General features: G+C 70.4%; 22 protein-coding genes. 7 read left to right on the plus strand and 15 right to left on the minus strand.

From position 1 onward, the window contains the following. Together H7J06_RS01060 and H7J06_RS01065 are read left to right on the plus strand one after the other, a co-directional pair. Positions 1–615 (plus strand): HNH endonuclease signature motif containing protein (locus H7J06_RS01060; RefSeq protein ID WP_264036204.1); only part of this gene is annotated, 615 nt, incomplete at its 5' end. A gap of 49 nt (positions 616–664) precedes the next feature. Next, a complete protein-coding gene (locus H7J06_RS01065; RefSeq protein ID WP_264036206.1) occupies positions 665–799 on the plus strand; it encodes a hypothetical protein in 135 nt (44 codons plus the stop codon). 7 nt (positions 800–806) lie between these two features. Here the strand turns inward: H7J06_RS01065 and tsaD are convergent, their stop codons facing one another. From tsaD to H7J06_RS01120, 11 genes are all read right to left on the minus strand, one after another. Continuing rightward, the gene (gene tsaD, locus H7J06_RS01070; RefSeq protein WP_264036208.1) at positions 807–1,829 is read right to left on the minus strand and encodes a tRNA (adenosine(37)-N6)-threonylcarbamoyltransferase complex transferase subunit TsaD; all 1,023 of its coding nucleotides are present in this window, start codon (positions 1,827–1,829) and stop codon (positions 807–809) included. Continuing rightward, a complete protein-coding gene (rimI, locus tag H7J06_RS01075) occupies positions 1,826–2,302 on the minus strand; it encodes a ribosomal protein S18-alanine N-acetyltransferase (protein ID WP_264036211.1) in 477 nt (158 codons plus the stop codon). Before rimI ends, tsaD begins: the two co-directional genes overlap by 4 nt. Then, entirely contained in the window at positions 2,299–2,922 is a 624-nt protein-coding gene (gene tsaB / locus H7J06_RS01080) for a tRNA (adenosine(37)-N6)-threonylcarbamoyltransferase complex dimerization subunit type 1 TsaB (protein ID WP_264036213.1), read from the minus strand. The genes rimI and tsaB overlap by 4 nt, the downstream gene beginning before the upstream one ends. Beyond that, on the minus strand, positions 2,919–3,386 hold the full coding sequence (tsaE, locus tag H7J06_RS01085; RefSeq protein WP_264036215.1) for a tRNA (adenosine(37)-N6)-threonylcarbamoyltransferase complex ATPase subunit type 1 TsaE: 468 nt from the start codon (positions 3,384–3,386) through the stop codon (positions 2,919–2,921). Before tsaE ends, tsaB begins: the two co-directional genes overlap by 4 nt. Next, positions 3,379–4,473, minus strand: coding sequence for an alpha/beta fold hydrolase (locus H7J06_RS01090; RefSeq protein WP_264036217.1), 1,095 nt, complete (start codon positions 4,471–4,473; stop codon positions 3,379–3,381). The genes tsaE and H7J06_RS01090 overlap by 8 nt, the downstream gene beginning before the upstream one ends. After that, positions 4,470–5,639 (minus strand): alanine racemase, encoded by a 1,170-nt coding sequence (gene alr, locus H7J06_RS01095; RefSeq protein WP_264036220.1) that lies wholly within the window; start codon positions 5,637–5,639, stop codon positions 4,470–4,472. The genes H7J06_RS01090 and alr overlap by 4 nt, the downstream gene beginning before the upstream one ends. Before the next feature lie 57 nt (positions 5,640–5,696). Next, complete coding sequence (gene gad / locus H7J06_RS01100) at positions 5,697–7,088, minus strand: glutamate decarboxylase (protein WP_264036221.1); 1,392 nt, start codon at positions 7,086–7,088, stop codon at positions 5,697–5,699. 12 nt (positions 7,089–7,100) lie between these two features. Then, positions 7,101–8,525: an NAD(P)H-hydrate dehydratase gene (locus H7J06_RS01105; RefSeq protein WP_264036222.1), complete on the minus strand. Its 1,425-nt coding sequence runs from the start codon at positions 8,523–8,525 to the stop codon at positions 7,101–7,103. A 66-nt stretch (positions 8,526–8,591) separates the two neighbouring features. Beyond that, on the minus strand, positions 8,592–9,347 hold the full coding sequence (locus tag H7J06_RS01110) for a siderophore-interacting protein (RefSeq protein ID WP_264036223.1): 756 nt from the start codon (positions 9,345–9,347) through the stop codon (positions 8,592–8,594). A gap of 4 nt (positions 9,348–9,351) precedes the next feature. Further along, complete coding sequence (locus H7J06_RS01115) at positions 9,352–10,029, minus strand: O-methyltransferase (protein WP_264036224.1); 678 nt, start codon at positions 10,027–10,029, stop codon at positions 9,352–9,354. A 70-nt stretch (positions 10,030–10,099) separates the two neighbouring features. Beyond that, positions 10,100–10,573 carry a CGNR zinc finger domain-containing protein gene (locus tag H7J06_RS01120; protein WP_264036226.1) on the minus strand — a complete coding sequence of 158 codons (474 nt, stop codon included), beginning with the start codon at positions 10,571–10,573 and terminating at the stop codon, positions 10,100–10,102. Between the two features lie 81 nt (positions 10,574–10,654). Here H7J06_RS01120 and H7J06_RS01125 point away from each other — a divergent pair, with 81 nt between their 5' ends. Beyond that, positions 10,655–11,521: an alpha/beta fold hydrolase gene (locus H7J06_RS01125; protein WP_264036228.1), complete on the plus strand. Its 867-nt coding sequence runs from the start codon at positions 10,655–10,657 to the stop codon at positions 11,519–11,521. A 13-nt stretch (positions 11,522–11,534) separates the two neighbouring features. On the opposite strand, the gene H7J06_RS01130 is transcribed toward H7J06_RS01125, so the two are convergent. Beyond that, complete coding sequence (locus H7J06_RS01130; RefSeq protein WP_264036230.1) at positions 11,535–12,278, minus strand: SDR family NAD(P)-dependent oxidoreductase; 744 nt, start codon at positions 12,276–12,278, stop codon at positions 11,535–11,537. 28 nt (positions 12,279–12,306) lie between these two features. Next, positions 12,307–14,175: a glutamine--fructose-6-phosphate transaminase (isomerizing) gene (gene glmS / locus H7J06_RS01135; RefSeq protein WP_264036232.1), complete on the minus strand. Its 1,869-nt coding sequence runs from the start codon at positions 14,173–14,175 to the stop codon at positions 12,307–12,309. 57 nt (positions 14,176–14,232) lie between these two features. On the opposite strand from glmS, the gene H7J06_RS01140 reads away from it, so the two are divergent. Next, positions 14,233–15,078, plus strand: coding sequence for a dienelactone hydrolase family protein (locus tag H7J06_RS01140; protein ID WP_264036234.1), 846 nt, complete (start codon positions 14,233–14,235; stop codon positions 15,076–15,078). A gap of 69 nt (positions 15,079–15,147) precedes the next feature. Here H7J06_RS01140 and H7J06_RS01145 read toward each other — a convergent pair whose 3' ends face one another. Continuing rightward, the gene (locus H7J06_RS01145; protein ID WP_264036236.1) at positions 15,148–16,350 is read right to left on the minus strand and encodes an MFS transporter; all 1,203 of its coding nucleotides are present in this window, start codon (positions 16,348–16,350) and stop codon (positions 15,148–15,150) included. Positions 16,351–16,476: 126 nt separating this feature from the next. On the opposite strand from H7J06_RS01145, the gene H7J06_RS01150 reads away from it, so the two are divergent. Beyond that, on the plus strand, positions 16,477–17,517 hold the full coding sequence (locus tag H7J06_RS01150) for an LLM class F420-dependent oxidoreductase (protein ID WP_264036237.1): 1,041 nt from the start codon (positions 16,477–16,479) through the stop codon (positions 17,515–17,517). Position 17,518: 1 nt separating this feature from the next. Here the strand turns inward: H7J06_RS01150 and H7J06_RS01155 are convergent, their stop codons facing one another. Continuing rightward, positions 17,519–18,235 (minus strand): SDR family oxidoreductase, encoded by a 717-nt coding sequence (locus tag H7J06_RS01155; protein ID WP_264036238.1) that lies wholly within the window; start codon positions 18,233–18,235, stop codon positions 17,519–17,521. A 70-nt stretch (positions 18,236–18,305) separates the two neighbouring features. Between H7J06_RS01155 and H7J06_RS01160 the strand changes: the two genes are divergently transcribed. Together H7J06_RS01160 and H7J06_RS01165 are read left to right on the plus strand one after the other, a co-directional pair. Then, complete coding sequence (locus H7J06_RS01160) at positions 18,306–19,181, plus strand: LysR family transcriptional regulator (protein ID WP_264036239.1); 876 nt, start codon at positions 18,306–18,308, stop codon at positions 19,179–19,181. 39 nt (positions 19,182–19,220) lie between these two features. Beyond that, entirely contained in the window at positions 19,221–19,802 is a 582-nt protein-coding gene (locus tag H7J06_RS01165) for a GNAT family N-acetyltransferase (RefSeq protein WP_264036240.1), read from the plus strand. The last annotated feature ends 5 nt before the right edge of the window (positions 19,803–19,807 follow it).

A 19,807-nucleotide genomic window follows, 5' to 3' on the forward strand; every position in this document is an offset into this window, starting at 1 on the left:
GGGTTCGAGGGGTTGATCCCACCGGAGATGGTCGCCGAGCTGGCGAAGGCCGCCCGGCTTCGCCCGTTGGTGCACCCGGTCGACGCTGCTCCGGAGTGCGGCTACGTGCCGTCGCGGGGGTTGGCGGACTACGTGCGGTGCCGGGACCTGACGTGCCGCTTCCCCGGCTGCAACGCCCCGGCCACCCGTGGCGACCTGGACCACACGATCCCCCATGGTCGCGGCGGGCCGACGCAGGCGTCGAACCTGAAGTGCCTGTGCCGTTTTCATCATCTCGTCAAGACGTTCTGGGGCTGGCGCGACGAGCAGCTCGTCGACGGCACGGTCATCTGGACCTCACCGGCCGGGGACCGGTACGTCACCCACCCCGGCAGCGCAGTCGTCTTTCCACGGTTGCGCGCGCCGACGGCCCCGATCGTCCTCGACGCCCGAGACCGTGTGCTGAACGGTTCCGACCGCACGGCGAAGATGCCGCGCCGCCGGCGCACCCGCGCACACCAGCGGGCCCATCACATCGCCGCCGAACGAGCCGCCAACCACCGCCAGCGCACCACTACACCAACACCCGCCGCCGAACACGCCCTCGACGGCGACCCGAGCCCACCACCCTTCTAAACGGGCCCAGACCGGTCGGGCTGGGATCTGATCACGTCGGCTGTGCCACGTGCACACTGACGACCGCAGCGTCGTCGAGGCCATCGCCGCCGACGCGAACCTGCCGCTGAACCGGCCTCGGTTGTCGCCGGTGCGCTTCCAGGCGCGACGACTGACCGTCGCGGCCCGCCGTATTCGCCTCTAGCGGCGGCTCAGGCGACCTGGCCCCGCACCACCGGCAGTCCGGGATTGGTCGCCGCCGACAGCGCCGACGGCGACGCTCCCGCGGCGATGAGGTGCGCGGCGAACGAGGCGATCATCGCGCCGTTGTCGGTGCACAACCTCGGCCGAGGCACCCGCAGCGTCAAACCCGCTGCCGCGCAACGTTCCTCGGCCAGTTCGCGCAGCCGGGAGTTGGCCGCCACGCCGCCGGCGATCAGCAGCGTCGACGTGCCGAGGGCTTCGGCCGCGCGCACGGCCTTCTTGGTGAGCACGTCGGCGACGGCCTCCTGGAACCCGGCGGCGACGTCGGCGGTCGCGGCGTCCGGATGCGACTCCACGTATCTCGCCACCGCCGTCTTGAGCCCCGAGAAGCTGAACGCGTACGGGTCGTCACGGGGACCCGTCATGCCCCGCGGAAAGACGATCGCGTGGCGGTCGCCCGTGCGGGCCAGCTCGTCGAGCACCCGGCCACCCGGGTAGCCCAGGCCCAACAGCCTGGCGATCTTGTCGTAGGCCTCGCCGGCGGCATCGTCCACGGTGCCGCCGATCTCCTCGATCGGCTCACCCAGCGACCGCACGTGCAACAGGTTGGTGTGTCCGCCGGAGACCAGCAGCCCGACGCTCTCGGGCAACGGCCCGTGATCGTAGACGTCGGCGGCGAGGTGTCCGCCGAGGTGGTTGACCGCGTAGAACGGAACCTCCCAGGCAGCCGAATACGCCTTGGCCGCAGCAACACCCACCAGCAGGGCGCCGGCAAGGCCGGGGCCGATCGTGGCGGCGACGGCGTCCGGCTTCGACACGCCGGCGGTCGCCAGGGCCCGGCGCATCGTGGGGCCGAGTGCCTCCAAATGTGCGCGTGACGCGATCTCGGGGACGACGCCGCCGAAGCGGGCGTGCTCGTCGACGCTGGAGGCGACTTCGTCGGCCAGCAGCGTCACGGTGCCGTCGTCGTCGAGTTGGCAGATGCCGACTCCCGTTTCGTCACAAGAGCTTTCGATGGCCAAGACGATCATGGTGCCCCTCCCCCGGCCGACTCCACGGCCGGTCGACGCATCGTGTACGCGTCGGCGCCACTGACCCGGTAGTACCTCTTGCGCAGCCCCACCACAGCGAAGCCGACGCTCTCGTACAGCCCGATCGCCGCGGCGTTGTCGGTCCGCACCTCGAGGAAGACCGTCCCGCCGTCGGCGATGGCGAGCAACTGGTCGAGGAGCAGGCGGCCGATGCCCTTGCCTTGGAAGCGGGAGTCGACGCCGATGGTGTGCACCTCGTACTCGAACGGTGGTCTGCGGCCCAGCCGGCTCACTCCCGCGTACCCGACCAGCTCGCCGTCCAGCCGCGCCGCCACGTAGTGGTTGTGGGCGGACTCCAGCTCCCGGATGAACGCCACCGCGGGCCACGGGTCGTCGCCGGGGAACAACTGGGCCTCCAGGTCGGCGCAGCGGTCGGCGTCGCCGATCGTCAGGGGGCCGTACTCCACGGTCACGGGCGCGCCTGCTGGGGCTTGGCGTCGGGACGCCGAAGGTACAACGGCACCAACGGTTCCGGTGGGTTCGCCCACTCGGCGACGCGCACCAGTCCCGACGCGGTCGGCACGCTGGGCGACAGTGGGGGCAGGCCGAAGAGTACGGCGTGCTCGGGCGATCCGGCGACCGCCGACGCGTCGGCGGGCACGTCGGCGGGTGCGTTCACCGCGGGGCCGTCGACGCGGACACCGTCGCGGTAGCGCGCCCAGTACACCTCTCGACGGCGGGCGTCGGTGACCACCAGTACGTCGCCGGCGGTGTCCACCCCGATGGCGTCGAGGCTGCAGACGCCGTACACCGGGATGTCGAGGGCGTGGCCGTAGGCCGCGGCGGTCGCCATGCCGACGCGCAGCCCGGTGAACGGACCGGGACCACAACCCACGACCACGGCGTCCAGGTCTGCCATCCCCAACCCGGCGTCGGCCAAGGCGCCCAGCACGTTTGGGGTCAGCTGTTCGGCGTGGGCGCGCGGGTCGACCGTCACCCGCTCGCCGAGGACCTCGACGCCCTCCGGCGTGCGGCGGACCACCCCCGCGGTGACGGCGGGAGTGGCGGTGTCGACGGCCAGGACGACGGTCATCTGCCCGCCCACTTCCAGGTCGCGATCCGGACGTCGGTGTCGCCGCCACGCTCGAGTCTGATGTCGAGATGCCGCTCGGACAACCGTTCCACCAAGCCCTCACCCCATTCGACCACCACGACGGCGTCGTCGAGATCGGTGTCCAGATCCAGGGAGTCGAGCTCGGCCAGCAGATCCGCGCCGGCATGGTCGAGCAACCGGTAGACGTCCACGTGCACCATCGCGGGAGCCCCGGCCCGCAGCGCCGGATGCACCCGCGCCAACACGAACGTCGGCGAGGTGACGGCGCCGTCGACGTCCATGGCTCGGGCAATCCCCTTGGCCAGCACGGTCTTTCCGGCACCGAGGGGACCCGACAGGACGACGACGTCGCCGGCGACGAGGTCGGCACCCAACCGGGCACCGAAGGCCAGGGTGTCCTCGGCGGTCGGCAACTCCGCGGTGCCCTCGAGCACCTCAGCCATGGGTGCGAACCCGTTCCCGCAACCGGCGCGTCAACGCGACGAGCTTGGACGGCGTCGCCCGCTCGACGAGACGCACCAACGCGTCGTCGACGATCTCGGGTTGCTCCAGCTGAACGAGATGCCCTGCGCCGCCGACGACGACGAGCTCGGACTTCGGCAGTTCGGCGGCCATGGCCTCGGAGTATTCGTGGGGGGTCAGCAGGTCGTGGTCGCCGCAGACGATCAGCGTCGGCACCTTGGCCAGCACGGGAAGCGCCGCGGTCTCGTCGTGCACCTCGAGTGCGTGCAGGAAGCCGACCAGGGTGGCGATGGGCGTGTCGTGCATCATCCGCTCGGAGAACGCGACGACGCTTCTGCTGACCTTCTCGTCGCCGTAGGACGCCGCCCGCAGCACCGGACCGATCACCGAGCTCGCCGCGCCGCGGGTGCGGTGCACGGTCTTCGGCGCGTACCGCACGGCGAAGCGAGCGGCCTCGAGGACGGGATTCTTCAGCACCTCGCCCAACGGTGACCGCGAAACCCCTTCGGCTGCCGTGGAAATCAGGGCGACGCCGACGACGCGGCTCGGGTAGCGCTGCGGATGCTGGCGGGCGTGGGACAACACCGTCATCCCGCCCATCGAGTGACCGACGAGGACCACCGGTCCGCGGGGAACCATCACCGACAACACGGTCTCGAGGTCCTGCCCCAACTGGGGAACGGTGTAGGAGTCGGGCGACGCCTCACCAGACTGGCCGTGCCCGCGCTGGTCGTAGAAGACCATCCGGACCTGCGATCCCCACTGTTCGGTCAGGCGGGCGCGCTGAAAGTAGAACGCCCCCATGCGCAGACTGAAGCCGTGGGCGAACACCACCGTCAGCGGTGCGTCCTCCGGGCCGACCTCCCGGACCGCGAGGGGGACGCCGTCCGACGTCGTCACCACGCATCCCCGGTCGGCGTCGAGGAGTTCGAAGTCCTCGTCCTGGTGGGGGTCGACGTCGGTGACGCGGCGCGTGAGGGAGCGCGCGACGGTGGCGCCCGCGAGTCCACCGACCGCGGAGAGGCCGGCAAGACCGGCCAGCCACTGCCCTCTTCGCTTGCGGCTCAACGGCTTCCGCCTGGCGAGTCGACGTAGACGCGGGAGACCCGACCGCGTGGGCTGGTGACGACCTCGTAGTTGATGGTGTCCAGCGTCGTCGCCCAGTCCTGCGTCGTGGGTTCGCCGAGGTCGCCGGGGCCGAAGAGGACGGCGTCGTCGCCCTCGCTCACGTCGACCGGTCCCGGTCCGAGGTCCACCACGAATTGGTCCATGCAGATGCGGCCGACGTTCGGCCGGAGTCGCCCGTTGATCAAGACGGACATCCGGCCGCTCAACCCGCGGAAGACGCCGTCGGCGTACCCCAGCGGGATGAGCGCAACGGTGGTGTCCGCCTTGGCGACCCACGTGTGACCGTAGGAGACCCCGTCGCCCGCCTTCAGCCGACGCACGTAGGCGACCGGGCACCTCAGCGTCATGGCGGGTCGCAGCCCCATGTCGCCCCTGGCGGGGATCGGCGTCTGCCCGTACACCGCGATGCCGGGCCGCACCAGGTCGAAGGCCAGGTCCGGCCGCGTCATGGCCGCCGGCGAATTGGACAGGTGGTGCACCTCGAACTCGACGCCGGCCTCGCGCGCCTGGGTTCGCATCTCCGTGAACCGCCGGGCCTGTCGGTCGTTGACGGGGCTCGTCGGATCGTCACCGCAGGCCAGGTGCGACATCAGACCGCGAAGCCTGATCGCCCCGTCGGAGACCGCGTGGCGCAGCGCCGTCAGCAGGGCCGGGAACTCGGCGGCTCCGACGCCGTTGCGGCTCAGACCGGTGTCGACCTTGACGGTGACGGTCGCCGGGCGGCCGGTCCGGCGGGCGGCGTCGAGGACCTCGTCGAGTTGCCGAGCCGACGACACGCCGATCTGCACGTCGGCGGCGAGCGCGGGCCCGAAGTCGGTGCCCGGCGCGTGCAGCCAGCACAGCACCGGGGCGGTCACGCCGTCCCGACGCAGGTCGAGCGCCTCACCGAGGGTCGCGACGCCGAGTTCCGAGGCGCCCGCCTCGAGGGCGGCCCGGCCGACGCGTGAGGCGCCGTGGCCATATCCGTCGGCCTTCACCACGGCCATCACCTCGGCCGACCCGGCGAGCTCGCGGAGCAGGGCCACGTTGTGCCGGATCGCGCCGAGATCGACCACCGCGGTCGGCGTGGCGGTCGAGGTCGGCAATTCGGTCGGATGCACGGTCATGTCGCCACGATTGTCTCAGAACGCCCGGGCAGCGTCGCCCGACACCGGCTCCCCGCCCTAGTGGGCGAAGGGTTGCACCCCGTCGAAGTGGCCGTCCGGCTTGAGCTCGTCGAGCGACTTGAGCACGGTCAGGGCGTCGTCCCGCAGCGCCCTCGCCAGGTCGGTGGAGAATCCCTCGCGGACCACGACCCGCAGCACGGTGACGTCGGTGGCGTCGGCCGGCATCGTGTAGGCGGGCACCTGCCAGCCGTAGGCCCGCAGCGCGTGCGAGACGTCGAACTCGGTGTAGCCGCGGGTGCCCTTGAGCTTGAAGCTCACCACCGGGATCGCCGAGCCGTCGGAGATCAGCTCGAAGTGCTCGCTGTCGCGCAGCTGATCGCCCAGCCACCGCGCCGTCTGCGACAGGCACGTCATGACTTGGCCGTAGCCGGCTCGGCCGAGGCGCAGGAAGTTGTAGTACTGGCCGATCACCTGGTTGCCGCCCTTGGAGAAGTTCAGCGTGAAGGTGGGCATGTCGCCACCGAGGTAGTTGACGCGGAACACCAGCTCCTCCGGGAGGTGGTCGGCGTTGCGCCAGACGACGAAACCGATGCCCGGGTAGGTCAGACCGTACTTGTGGCCGCTGACGTTGATCGACACCACGCGGGGCAGGCGGAAGTCCCAGATCACGTCCGGGTGCAGGAACGGCACCACGAAGCCGCCGCTGGCGGCGTCGACGTGCACCGGAACGTCCACTCCCCCTTGCGAAGCCAGCTCGTCGAGGGCCGCGCAGATCTCCGCGACCGGCTCGAGCTCTCCGGTGTAGGTGGTGCCGAGGATGGCGACGACGCCGATGGTGTCCTCGTTGACCGCGCCGAGCACCTGCTCCGGGGTGATGACGTAGCGCCCCTCCTCCATCGGGAGGTATACCGGCTCGACGTCGAAGTAGCGACAGAACTTCTCCCACACCACCTGCACGTTGGAACCCATCACCAGATTGGGCCTGCGGGTGCGCCAGCCGTTCTTCCCGTCCCCGACCTTCGCCCGCCAGCGCCAGCTCATCGCCAGCCCGGCCAGCATCACCGCTTCACTGGAGCCGACGGTGGAGACGCCGACGGCACTGTTCGGGTCGTCGTCGCGAAGGTTCTCGGCGTGGAAGAGGTCGGCGACCATGCACACGCAGCGCTGCTCGATGGCGGCGGTGGCCGGGTACTCGTCCTTGTCGATCATGTTCTTGTCGAACGTCTCGGCCATCAGCTTCTCGGCCTCGGGGTCCATCCACGTCGTCACGAAGGTCGCGAGGTTCAGTCGCGAACTCCCGTCGAGCATGAGCTCGTCGTGAATGAAGCGGTAGGCGGCCTGCGGGTCCATCGAATCCTCGGGCATGCGCAGCGTCGGCACCGGCGCCGTGGAGAGCCGGCCGGTGTAGGCCGGAGCGATCGAGGCCGACGGTGTGTGCCTGGATGACATCTGGTGTCCCTTCTAGAGATTGGCGATCGACGAACGGATGTGACCGAGGATTCCGGAGGCCGAGGTGGGTGCCGGCCGCGGTCCGGGGCTTTCGGCTGACAGCCCGGCGGCACGGGCGTGGACGAAGGCGGCCATCGCCGCGGCCTCGCCGCTGGGGAGCCCGGCGGCGAGCAGCGCGCCGATGACACCGGAGAGCACGTCCCCCGAGCCGGCGGTGGCCGCCCAGGACTGACCCGCGGGGTTGAGGTAGACCGGCCGGTTGCCCTGTTCGGCGACGACGGTGACGTTGCCCTTCAGCAGGACGGTGGCGCCGAACCGGTCGGCCAGTGCGCGCGTGGCGGCCACCCGGTCGTCGCCGGGTGGATGACCGGCCAGCCGGGCGAACTCGCCGGCGTGCGGCGTCAGCACCGTGGGTGCCGTGCGGCCGCGAAGCATCTCCGGATGTGCGGCCAGGACCGTAAGGGCGTCGGCGTCGACGACGACCGGCAGGTCCGTTCCGAGCGCGAACCGTAGGGCGCCCGCACCGGCGTCGTCGGTGCCGATCCCCGGTCCCACCACCCACGCCTGCACGCGGCCGGCGTCCTCGGCCGAGGACGTCGCGATTACCTCGGGCCAGTGCGAAACCACCTCGGCGTCGGCGGTTCCCGCGTAACGCACCATGCCGGAGGTGGCGGCGACGGCGGCCCCGGTGCAGAGGATCGCCGCGCCGGGGTAGGTGCTCGAGCCGGCCAGCACACCGGTGACGCCCTGGGTGTACTTGTCGTCACGCGGCCCCGGCACCGGCCAGCGGGCGGCGACGTCGGCGGCCTCCAGGCTGACCAGGTCGCCGTCGGGCAGGTCGAGGCCGATGTCGACCAACTCGACCCGGCCGCACTCCCCCAGTGCGTGTACGGGCTTGTAAGCGCCGAACGTCACGGTCAGCGCGGCGTGGACGTGGGGTCCGTCGGCCGCGCCGGTCGCCACGTCGACCCCGCTGGGTAGGTCGACGGCCACGACGGGGACGCCCGCGGCCTCGACGGCGGCGAAGACCGCCGCGGCATCGGGCCTCAGTGAACCGGTGGCGGAGATGCCGACCACCCCGTCGACCACCAGATCCGTTGCCGTCGGAAGGCTTTCGACCACACGTCCGCCGGCGCGCGTGAACGCCGCCAACCCCTGGCGGTGCACGCGTTGCGGGTTGAGCAGTATCGCCGAGGCGCCGACCCCGCGGCGCCTGAGGAACGTCGCCGCCCAGAGTGCGTCGCCGCCGTTGTCACCGGATCCGACGACGGCGCAGACCCGGCGTCCGGCGACCCCGCCGGTGCGCGAGCGCAATTCCGCGGCGACGGCGCCTGCGAGGCCGAACGCCGCCCGACGCATCAGGGCACCGTCGGGAAGGCTGGCCAACAGCGGTGCTTCTGCCTGACGAATGGCGTCCGCGCCGTAGTAGTGCCGCACCCGGCCCACGTTACGTCGTGGGCCACGTCGGCCAGCGGTCAACACGTCGACCGCGTGGACCCGCTCCTACTCCATGCCGGTGCGGCCAGGGGTCCAGAAGGGCTTGGTGACGATCTGGCGCCGATCCCAGCCGCGCTCGTCGGTCAAGATCCGGCGTAGGCGCTGGATGGTGCGGGCCTCACCGGCCAGGTACGCCACGCCCGGCTGGTCCGGCAGGTCGAGGGCGCGCAGCGCGTCGGTCAGCGCCGTGGAGTCGGCCGCCGAACCGGCCCGCTGAACGTGCGTCACCCCGTGGGCCAGGGGTAGCGGGGTGGCGCCCGGCTCGCCCTCGACGACGCCGTGGACCGCGGCCCCGGCGGGCAGTGAACGCAGCATCGCGGCGAACGCGACCGATGCCGTCTCCTCCCCGACGAAGAGGTGATGCGGCGCGTCCGGGCGCACTACGAAGTTGCCTTGCGGGCGGGTGAAGGTCACCTTGTCACCGACGGAAACGGTTGCCGCCCAACGCTTGGCCGGCGTCTCGGCCACACCGTGGTCGAACATCACCAGGTCGAGCGTGCCCGCGTCGGGGTCGGTCTGGTGGATCGAGTAGGTGCGCAGCGTGTCCCGCGGGCGGAGCCGCACCACCGATTCGCGAAACCCCGCCACCTGCAACCGGACGTGCTGACCGGGCGTCCAGGTCAGCCCCTTCAGGCGGGGCCCGCGCAGTTGGATGCGGCGCATGGTGGGAGTGGGTTGGTCCAGCGCGCTGACGGTGCCCGACAGGAACATCGCGTCGCGCACCGCGCTGAACAGCGGGATGGCGCTTACGAGCGTGGCCATCGACTCACGCCGTCCGCACGGAGAGTTCGTTGCCGCGACCCGGCTCGAACGGCAGCGGGACCGAACGGTAGCCGTTGCGGGGATCGCGGACGTAGTTCAGGTAGTCACCCGAGGCGTTCTCGCCGAGCACGAGGGCGCCGGGGCGCAGTCGGGGTTCGAGGAGTTGGAGTACCGGCAGATACAGGCTGAACGCACCGTCGAGCAGCACCAGGTCCACGTCGCCGACGTCGTCGCGCAGCGTCTCGAGGGCGTCTCCGACGCGGACGTCGACGATGTCGGCCAGTCCCGCGGCGGCCAGGTTCTCGGTGGCGCGCCGCGCCTTGGTCGGCTCCAGTTCGGTGCCGACGAGGCGCCCGCCTCCGTTGTCGCGCAGCGCCGCGGCGAGGTGGATGGTCGAGACGCCGAAGGACGTGCCGAACTCCACGACGTTCGTGGCCTGCCGGGCGCGCGCGCAGACGTAGAGGAACTGCCCGAATTCAGCGGACACGTTCAAGAAGTTGTCCGCGAAGTCGTGGTAGAGCCCGCGGTAGTCGGTCGCCTCCCGAGCCAACAACTCGGCGACGGGATCGCCGTCACCCCATTCGTCGGCGATCTGCGCCATCAACGCGCCGTCGGCCGTTGCGGCCTCGTCGAACAATCGGGTGAGTACACCGGCCACCGGGGCCGAATCGAGGGTGTCCATGCCATCGCCTCCTGAAGTTAGGTAACCCTTACTTGAGGGAGGCTACGCGGCCGGGCGGCCCAATCAAGGGCTACGTCTCCTTGCCCACGGCCCTGCCGTAGTGACGGCGCGCCTTCATCCGGTTGCCGCACTCACTCATCGAGCACCACCTGCCGGTGCCGCCGCGACTGCGGTCGAGAAGGAACAGGTGACACTCGCCGTTGGCACAGGGACGCAACCGGCCCGGCATGGCTGACTGCAGCTCACCCCAGGCGAGCACCAGCCGCGCCGGCCAGTCGGCCTCGAGGCGCCACGTCAGGACGTCGCCGACGATCTCCGGCGTTTGCGTGACGCCGCGCAGACGGGCGTCGAGCACGGCACCAGGGGCCTCGCCGCGGACCACGCGCTGCAGGTCGTCGCGCACACCTCGGACGTCGCGGACCCGCTGCCCGGCCGCCCCGTGGGCGCGCAGCCAGGCCGCGTCGAGCGTGTCGGTGGGTGTGCCGTCGACGACCGGCGTGGTGTTCAGCAGGTCGAGGAGCACCTCCGACCATTCGGATTTCATACTAACCACCATAGACCACTTGACAGGTTAGTCGACGGACTGTTCACTGCTAACCATCAAACGAATCCAAAGGGGTTAGTCATGACCACGCACCACCGCTACGCCGAGATCGCCGGCCGCCACACCTTCTACCGCGAAGCGGGGCGTAGGGACGCGCCAGCCGTCGTCCTGCTGCACGGCACCCCGGCCAGTTCGCACATGTACCGCAACCTCATCCCCGCACTGGCTGACCGCTACCACGTCATCGCTCCGGACTACCCGGGGTTCGGCCACTCCGAGCGCCCGGGCGTCGACCAGTTCGACTACACCTTCGACTCACTCGCCGACCACGTCGACGCACTCCTCGACCACCTCGGGCTGACCCGCTACGCGCTGTACGTCCAGGACTACGGCGCACCCGTGGGATGGCGCCTCGCGCTGCGACACCCGGAGCGGATCGCCGCGATCGTCACGCAGAACGGCAACGCCTACGTCGAGGGCTTCGTCGGCGACGCCATGGAGCCGCTGTTCGCCTACGGGCGGGACCGCTCCGAGGCCAACGCCGACGTGCTGCGCGGACTCATCAGCCCCGAGGGTCTGAAATGGCAATACACGCACGGCGTTCCGGATCCGACCGTCGTCGACCCGGATTCCTGGACCAACGCCCACACCGCGGTCGCCGACACCGAGGAGTCGGTGGCGATCCAACTGGAGCTGTTCGCCGACTACATCAGCAACGTCGAGCTCTATCCACAGGTGCACGAGTACTTCCGCACCTCGCAGGTGCCGCTGCTGGCGGTGTGGGGTCGCAACGACGAGATCTTCGGGCCGGCAGGCGCATTGGCCTTCACAGGCGATCTGCCGACGGCCGAGGTCAACCTGCTCGACGGCGGGCACTTCCTGCTGGAGAGCAAGCTCGACGCCGCAGTCGCGCTGATCCGCCCGTTCCTGGCGCAACACCTCGGCTGACGGCTTTTGCGCGTCACCGCAATTCGGAGGCCGCCACCCACTCCGTCGGTCGCAACAGCACGATCTCGGGGATGACGCAGGCCCGCGACAGCCGGGTGGTCAGTCGGACGGTCTCGGCCACGTCGCGTGGGGTGATCATCTCCACGGCGCCGCCCTCGCGGTAGTCGTCGGCCATTGGGGTGTCGGTCAGGCCCGGGCAGATTGCGGTGGCCTTGATGCCCTCCCCGGCGAGTTCGTCGTGCAGGGCTTCGGTGAACCCCACCACCGCGGCCTTGGACGCGGAGTAGGACGACAGCATGGCCTCGCCGCGCTTGCCCGCGTTGGAAGCGGTGTTGACCACCTGAGCCGAACCCCTTTCGCCAACCGCGTTGCGCAGCAAGGGAAGACACTTGGTGGTCAGCAGGATGACCGCCCGGGTGTTGACGGCGAACTGCTCGTCGACGAACTCCGCGGTGAGCTCGCCGACCGCCCTGGTGCCCGCCATGCCGGCATTGTTCACCAGCAGGTCCAGGGAGCCATGGGACTCGCCGACGAGGGCCACCTCGTCGAGGAAGCCCTCGTCGGCGAGTGACCCTGCCAGCCAACGCAAATCGGCACCGTTGGCCGGGGCCAGAAGATCGGCGGCGGTCCGCAACCTGTCGGGATCGCGACCGACCATCGTCACCGCGAACCCCTCCTCGAGGAGCACCTCGGTGATGGCTCGTCCGATGCCTCCGTAGGCGCCGGTGACGATGGCTGTGCGCGTTTCACTGGTCATCGTGCAGGCTTACCAGAGTGCTGCACGACTACTCGACGGTGACCGACTTGGCCAGGTTGCGCGGCTTGTCGACGTCGTAACCACGGGCTTGGGCCACCCCGGCGGCGAACACCTGGAGCGGGATGGTCGACAGCAGCGGCTGGAAGAGCGTCGACACCGCGGGCATCTCGATCAGGTGGTCGGCGTAGGGCCGGACCGTGTCGTCGCCCTCTTCGGCGATGACGATCGTGACCGCCCCACGAGCCTGGATCTCGCGAATGTTGCTCAGCAGCTTGCTGTGCAGCATCGCGGCGTTCTTCGGCGACGGCATCACGACGATGACGGGCAGGCCGTCCTCGATGAGCGCGATCGGCCCGTGTTTGAGCTCACCGGCCGCGAAGCCCTCGGCGTGCATGTACGCCAGCTCCTTGAGCTTCAACGCACCTTCCAGCGCGACCGGGTAGCCGACGTGACGGCCGAGGAACAGCACCGTCTGCGCCCTCGCGAACCGATGGGCCAGCGCGGTCACCGGCTCCATGCACGTCAGCACCCGGGCGATCAGATCGGGCATCGCCTCGAGCTCGGCGAACTCGCGCGCCACCTCGTCGGGGTACTTGGTGCCGCGGGCCTGGGCCAGCGCCAGCCCGACCAGATAGTTGGCGGCGACTTGGGCCAGGAACGTCTTGGTGGACGCGACGCCGATCTCCGGCCCGGCGCGCGTGTAGAGCACCGCGTCGCACTCCCGCGGGATCTGTGACCCGTTGGTGTTGCAGATGGCCAGCACCTTGGCCTTCTGTTCCTTGGCGTGCCGGACCGCCTCGAGCGTGTCGGCGGTCTCGCCGGACTGCGAGATGGCGATCACCAGGGTGCTGCGGTCGAGCACCGGGTCGCGGTAACGGAATTCACTGGCGAGCTCCACCTCGACGGGCAGCCGCGTCCAGTGCTCGATGGCGTACTTGGCCAGCAGCCCGGAGTGGTACGCCGTGCCGCAGGCGACGATGAACACCTTGTCGATCTCGCGGAGTTCCTGGTCGCTGAGGCGCTGCTCGTCGAGCACGATGCGCCCGCCGGCGAAGTGGCCGAGCAGGGTGTCGGCGACGGCGGCGGGTTGCTCGGCGATCTCCTTGAGCATGAAGTACTCGTAGCCGCCCTTTTCGGCGGCCGACAGGTCCCAGTCGATGTGGAACGGCCGGGCAGCGGCGTCGTCCCGGTTGCCGTGGAAGTCGTAGATCGCGTACCCGTCGGCGGTGATCACCACGGCCTGATCCTGGCCGAGTTCGACGGCGTCGCGGGTGTGCTCGATGAAGGCGGCGACGTCGGAGCCGAGGAACATCTCGCCGTCGCCGACGCCGATCACGAGCGGCGTGGAACGCCGCGCGGCGACGATGGTGCCCGGTTCGTCCGCGTTGGCGAACACCAGCGTGAAGTGGCCCTCCAGGCGCGGCAGCACGGCCATCACCGAGCCGACGAAGTCTCCCGCGGACGGGCCGTGGTGGTACTGCCAGGACACCAGGTGGACGGCGACCTCGGTGTCGGTGTCGCTGGCGAACTCGACGCCCTGGGCTTCCAGCTCGGAGCGCAGCGCCGTGAAGTTCTCGATGATGCCGTTGTGGACGACGGCGATCTTGCCGGCGGCGTCGCGGTGCGGGTGGGCGTTGCGGTCGGTCGGCCTGCCGTGGGTGGCCCACCGGGTGTGGCCCATGCCGGTGCTACCGGTCATGTCCTGCGCGTCGGCCTCCGCGAGAGCCGCCTCGAGGTTGGCCAACCGTCCGGCGCGCCGGCGCACGTCCATGCCGCCGTGCCCGTCGAGCAGGGCGACCCCCGAGGAGTCGTAACCCCGATACTCCATCCGACGCAGCGCGTCGACGACGATGTCTCGGGCAGGACGCTGTCCGACGTAGCCGACGATTCCGCACATGACTGTTCAGGGTAGTGCAAGCCGCGCCCCCGGCCCGGTGTGAGCTACGGTCATCGGGTGGCCAAGACGAAGAAGCTCTTCGCTGCGTTGACCCGTCGGGGACCGCATCGCGTACTACGTGGTGACCTGGCCTTTGCCGGCCTGCCCGGGCTCGTCTACACCCCCGAGAAGGGGATGAACCTGCCCGGCGTGGCCTTCGGGCACGACTGGCTGGTCTCCGCCGACCGGTACGCGGGAACACTGGAACACCTGGCGTCGTGGGGCATCGTCGCCGCCGCCCCGAGTACCGAGACCGGCTTCGCCCCCTCCGTGCTGAGCCTGGCGTTCGACCTGGGCACCACGCTGGACGTCATCTCCGGAGTGCGACTGGGCCCGGGCAAGATCAGCGTGCACCCCACCAAGCTGGGGGTCGCCGGTCACGGCTTCGGCGGATCGGCCGCCGTCTTCGCCGCCGCGGGGATGTCGGGCCGCGTGAAGGCCGCCGCCGCGGTGTTCCCCACCGTCACCAAACCGGCCACCACCCAGCCCGCGTCGTCGCTGAGGGTGCCCGGCCTCATCCTGTCCGACCCCGGGGACCCCATGTCACTGCGGTCCAACGCCGTCGAATTGGCCAGGGCGTGGAAGCCGGCGACCCTGCGGGAGGTCAAGAAGGTGACCGCCGGCGGCCTCGTCGAGGGGCGCCGCGTCGCCAGGGCGCTCGAGCTGCCGGGTGCCGACAAGGGCACGCAGAAGATCGTGCGGGCGCTCCTGACGGGCTACCTGCTGCACGAGCTGGCCGGCGACAAGACCTACCGGGACTTCGCCGATCCCGAGGTGGCGTTGCCCAAGGCCGACGTCCTCGATCCGTTCTCCGGCGACCCCGTCGAACTGGAGAACAAGGTGGTTGCGCTCCTCAAGCCGTAGGTGCGCCGACACTCGGCGTGATGACGCCGCCGTCGGCGTGTCGTCGCGACGACCGCAGTCTCGCGGGGCTCAACGACGGCGGACCGACTCGCCGTTTCCCTGCGCGGCGATGGCGGGCGATTCGTCGCCGCCGACCGCGCGGGCGCCCAACGCCGCGGCTGCCACGGCGACCAGTGGCAGCAGCAGGGCGAGGTTCAGCGTCACCAGTTCGGAGAGCCAGCCGATCAACGCGGGGCCGGCGAGCAAGGCGACGTAGCCGCAGCCCACCACCCGGGAGAAGTCGGTGCCGGTCGCACCCGCGACATTGCCCGCCGCGGTGAACACCTGCGGCAGGCTGCCGGACAGCCCGAGACCGAAGATCACCCAGCCGGCCATCGTCAACGGCAGCGCGGGCGACGCCACCACGATGCCCAGCCCGACGACGGCCAGACTGCCGTAGCGCAGCACCCAGACGGGCCCCTTCCTGGCACTGACCATGTCCGCGGTGAACCGTCCGACCGTCATTGCCGTGACGAATCCGCCGAACACGAGGGCACCCAACGAGTTCGAGACTCCGAGACGCTCTTGGGCGTGCAGGCTGCTCCAGTCCATCGCGCAGCCCTCGGCGAGCAGCAGGACGAACGCCAGTGCACCGAGCAGCACCAGGCGGCGGCGCTTGCTGAGGGGTTCGGAAGGCGCTCCCTCCGGCGGCGCACCGACCCCCGTCGTCGGATCGGCTCGCACACTCCGCAGGTTGGGCGCGGTCACCGCGACCAGCAGCAGGCACGAGCCGCACATCACGGCCGTCGTCGCCGGCATGCCCCACGCGGCGGCCAGGGCGGCGGCACCGATCAACGAGCCGATCACGCTGCCGACGGAGAAGATGGCGTGGAACGCGGACATGATCGGCTTGCCCGCCTGCTGCTCGACGGCGACCGCGCGTGCGTTCATCCCGACGTCGGTGATGCCCGTCGCGCCACCGAAGATCAGAAGGGCGCCACCCAACAGCGCGGGCGTCGGCGCGTTGAGGGGAAGGGCCAGCGTCGCGGCCATGGCCGCGGCGCCGACGAGTGCGATGCGCGCGCTGCCCCACCGGTTGATCAGCGGACCGCAGGCCTGCATTCCGATCAACGCTCCGGCGCCGTGCAAGAGCAGCAAGCTCCCCAGTGTCCCCACCGAGACCCCGGTGCGTTCTTGGACCGACGGGATGTGCACCGCCCACGTGGAGATGCACAGCCCGAAGACGGCGAAGACCAGGAACACCGCCGCGCGAGACCACTTGAGTGAATTCACGTGGCTGCCGTTACCCACTCGGCGTTGCGTTCTCCCTCGTGCACGTCGTCCATCATCGTCGTGCCGTAGGCCGCACCTCACACCCCGCCTTCCCAACCAACTGGTTGATCGTGCTATAACACCACCATGCGCACCGGCATCTTCATGAGCTACGCCAGCGGCTTCCGGGAGGCAGCCAATCAAGTCGTCGAACTCGAGAAGTGCGGAGTCGACGTTGCATTGGTCGCCGAGGCCTACTCCTACGACGCCATCAGCCAGCTGGGCTACCTCGCCGCCAAGACCTCCAGCATCGAGCTGGGCTCGGGCGTCGTCCCGATCTACACCCGCACGCCGACGCTGCTGGCGATGACCGCCGCCGGCGTGGACTACGTCTCCGACGGCCGCTTCCGGCTCGGCATCGGCACGTCCGGCCCGCAGGTGGTGGAGGGCTTCCACGGCGTCCCGTTCGACGCACCGCTTGGGCGCACCCGCGAGGTCGTCGAGATCTGCCGCCAGGTCTGGCGCCGCGACAAGGTCGAATTCGACGGCAAGTACTACCAGGTGCCATTGCCCGCCGAGCGGGGCACCGGTCTCGGCAAACCACTAAAGCTCATCAATCACCCTGTCCGCGAACGCATTCCGATCGCCATCGCGGCACTCGGCCCGCAGAACGTCAAGCTCACCGCCGAGATCGCCGAGGGCTGGCAGCCGATCTTCTACTACCCCGAGAAGGCCGACGACGTCTGGGGAGAGGCGCTGCGCGCCGGTGCCGCCAGGCGCGACCCCGCGCTGGGCCCCCTCGACGTCATGGTCTCGACCAGCCTGGCCATCGGCGACGACGTCGAGGACCGGCTCGCGTGGGCGAAACCCCAACTGGCGCTGTACATCGGCGGCATGGGTGCGCGCGGGAAGAACTTCTACCACAACCTGGCCACCCGGTACGGCTTCGGCGAGGTCGCCGACCGCATCCAAGACCTCTACCTGGCCGGCAAGAAGGAAGAGGCCGTCGCGGCGGTACCCGACGACCTGGTGCGCAACATATCCCTCGTCGGGCCAAGGGGTTTCGTCAAGGAGCGGCTGGCCGCCTACGCCGAGGCCGGCGTCACCACCATGCTGGTGCACCCACTCTCCGGCGACGACCGCGAAACGGTGAAGTTCTGCGAGGAACTCGTCGAGCTGGCGCACTGAGTCACACCAGCAGGGTGCCACCCTCGACCGTGAGCACCGTGCCGGTGCTGAACGTCTGCTCCATGCAGTAGACGTAGGCACGCGCGACGTCCGCCACCTCGCCGACGCGGCCGAGTGGAACCCGTTGCGCCTCTTGCTCGTACAGCGCCTGCCGGTCGTCCTCGGGCATGGCGTCCCAGAGCGGGGTGCGGATCAGTCCCGGTGCGACGGCGTTGACCCGGATCGGCGCGAACTCCACCGCGAGAGCGGCGGTCAACCCGTTCATCGCGCCGCACAGACTGGACGGGAGGGCACCGTAACCCGGGTCCCACGCCGCCGTACCACTGGTGAGCGTGATCGAGCCACCGGCGCGCAGCCGCGGACCGAACACTCGCGCCGCGCTCAGGGCACCGACGAAACGGGTCTGGAAGAACGCGTTGACGACCTCCGGCGTCAGCTCGGCCAGCGCCGTCATCTCCAGCGGCTCGCCGGCCGTGTAGACCAGATGGTCGACGTCGCCCACCTCGGCAGCGAGCCGGTCGAGCGCCCCGGGATCGGCGAGGTCGACGGTGGCGCCGCGAGCTCCGGCGGGCAGTTCGGCCAGGGCCCGGTCGACGCTGGTGCGGCGCCGGGACACGACGACCGGAGTGGCACCGCGGTCGGCCACCGCGCGTGCGACACCGAGTCCGATGCCCGAGGTGCCGCCGATGACGAGGACTGTCGCGTTCTTCAAGGTCATGGCTCCACGCTCCCCCGGCCGCCGCCGTCCGTCCAAGACCCTTTGCGTCGCCCGGCGATACCCTGGGGGTATGAGTAGCCCGGATCTCGACATGCGCAAGCTGCGCTACTTCGTCGCCGTCGCCGAGGAGTTGAACTTCGGCCGGGCCGCCAAGCTCCTTCACATCGCCCAGCCGGTGCTGTCGCGCCAGATCCGGGCGTTGGAGGACGAGCTCGGCGTCCGCCTGCTGGTCCGCGACACCCGTGGCGCCGCTCTCACCGACGCGGGGAGCCAGCTGCTGCAGGACGCGCGCTTCCTGCTCGCTGAGTCGAAGGCATTGCGAGAGAGACTTTTTCGGGTTAATACTCCCGCGCGAGTCGTGCGGGTGGGGGTGATGCCGGGGCTGTTGGCGACCGCCGCCGTGCGGACCTTCGAATCGGCGCACCCCGCATACCGCGCGGAGGTAGTCCCGATCGGTGCGACCGAACAACTCGAGGCGGTGCGCACCCGCACTCTCGACGTGGTCTACGCCCGCGAGCCCGTCGACCACCGCGGGCTCGGGACCGCGGCGCTCCTCGAGGAACCACGGGACGCGCTGCTGCCGGCCGACGACCCCCTGGCCCGTCGGCCGTCGGTGCGACTCGCCGAGCTGGCGTCGCACCACCCACTGCAGGACCCGGCCGTCGTGCCGGAGTGGTTCGCCGTCGCGACGCCCGAGCGACGGCGCGCCACCTTCCGCGCCGCGTCGAGCATGGAGGAGAAGCTCGAGCGGGTCGCCGCGCACGAGGGCTTCGCGATTCTGCCGCGGTCGGCGACGGCGTTCTACCGGCGGCCCGACGTGTGCGTCGTGCCGATCGAGGACATCCCGCCCGGTCGCGTCACCCTCATCTGGGATGCGGCCGTCGTCGACCCGGTCCGCGACGCCTTCGTCGCCGCCGCGCTGGACCGTCGCGACCAGACGGTCTGAGCGTCGCGCACCGGCGCCGGCACGAGCGAAGATGGTTTCGTGCCCAGCTCGTTTCCGCCCGCCTTGCCGACGGGCTCGTTCTCGACCTCGGACCACCCTCGCATCGCCGTCGGCGACGCGGTACTGAGACCGTGGATCCTCGACGACTCCGCCGCCCTGGTCGCGGCGTTCGACGACCCGGCGATCCGGCAGTGGCACGTCAGCCGCGCGGACACCGAAGACGAAGCACGCGAACTGATCACGCGCTGGCAGGGCGGCTGGGCCGCCGAGTCCGAGTTCAACTGGGCAATCGTCGGGGCGGATGACGCCCTGCTCGGCCGCATCGCCTTGAAGGGCGTCGACCTGTTCGACGCCACGGCCGAAGTCGCCTACTGGATGTGCCCCGCGTCGCGCGGACGCGGGCTGTGCCCGCGGGCCGTCGTCACGCTGTCGGAGTGGGCCTTCGCGGCCGGCTTTCATCGCCTCCAGTTGCAGCATTCGACCCGCAACCTGCCCTCCTGCCGGGTGGCGACCAAGGCCGGGTTCGCCGAGGAGGGCACCCGACGCGGTGCGGCCTTGCACTCCGACGGGTGGCACGACATGCACGCCCACGCCCGACTGAGCGGCGACGACGGCCGCTGACTGCG

Source organism: Mycolicibacterium hodleri (assembly GCF_025822245.1).
In the GTDB taxonomy this organism is placed as follows: Bacteria; Actinomycetota; Actinomycetes; order Mycobacteriales; family Mycobacteriaceae; genus Mycobacterium; species Mycobacterium hodleri.

Bases quoted from the DNA above. Each gene is read 5' to 3' on its own strand.
- tsaD (WP_264036208.1), bottom strand. From the start codon at position 1,829: ATGATCGTCTTGGCCATCGAAAGCTCTTGTGACGAAACGGGAGTCGGC.
- tsaB (WP_264036213.1), bottom strand. From the start codon at position 2,922: ATGACCGTCGTCCTGGCCGTCGACACCGCCACTCCCGCCGTCACCGCG.
- tsaE (WP_264036215.1), bottom strand. From the start codon at position 3,386: ATGGCTGAGGTGCTCGAGGGCACCGCGGAGTTGCCGACCGCCGAGGAC.
- alr (WP_264036220.1), bottom strand. From the start codon at position 5,639: ATGACCGTGCATCCGACCGAATTGCCGACCTCGACCGCCACGCCGACC.
- gad (WP_264036221.1), bottom strand. From the start codon at position 7,088: ATGTCATCCAGGCACACACCGTCGGCCTCGATCGCTCCGGCCTACACC.
- H7J06_RS01110 (WP_264036223.1), bottom strand. From the start codon at position 9,347: ATGGCCACGCTCGTAAGCGCCATCCCGCTGTTCAGCGCGGTGCGCGAC.
- H7J06_RS01115 (WP_264036224.1), bottom strand. From the start codon at position 10,029: ATGGACACCCTCGATTCGGCCCCGGTGGCCGGTGTACTCACCCGATTG.
- H7J06_RS01120 (WP_264036226.1), bottom strand. From the start codon at position 10,573: ATGAAATCCGAATGGTCGGAGGTGCTCCTCGACCTGCTGAACACCACG.
- H7J06_RS01125 (WP_264036228.1), top strand. From the start codon at position 10,655: ATGACCACGCACCACCGCTACGCCGAGATCGCCGGCCGCCACACCTTC.
- H7J06_RS01130 (WP_264036230.1), bottom strand. From the start codon at position 12,278: ATGACCAGTGAAACGCGCACAGCCATCGTCACCGGCGCCTACGGAGGC.
- glmS (WP_264036232.1), bottom strand. From the start codon at position 14,175: ATGTGCGGAATCGTCGGCTACGTCGGACAGCGTCCTGCCCGAGACATC.
- H7J06_RS01150 (WP_264036237.1), top strand. From the start codon at position 16,477: ATGCGCACCGGCATCTTCATGAGCTACGCCAGCGGCTTCCGGGAGGCA.
- H7J06_RS01155 (WP_264036238.1), bottom strand. From the start codon at position 18,235: ATGACCTTGAAGAACGCGACAGTCCTCGTCATCGGCGGCACCTCGGGC.
- H7J06_RS01160 (WP_264036239.1), top strand. From the start codon at position 18,306: ATGAGTAGCCCGGATCTCGACATGCGCAAGCTGCGCTACTTCGTCGCC.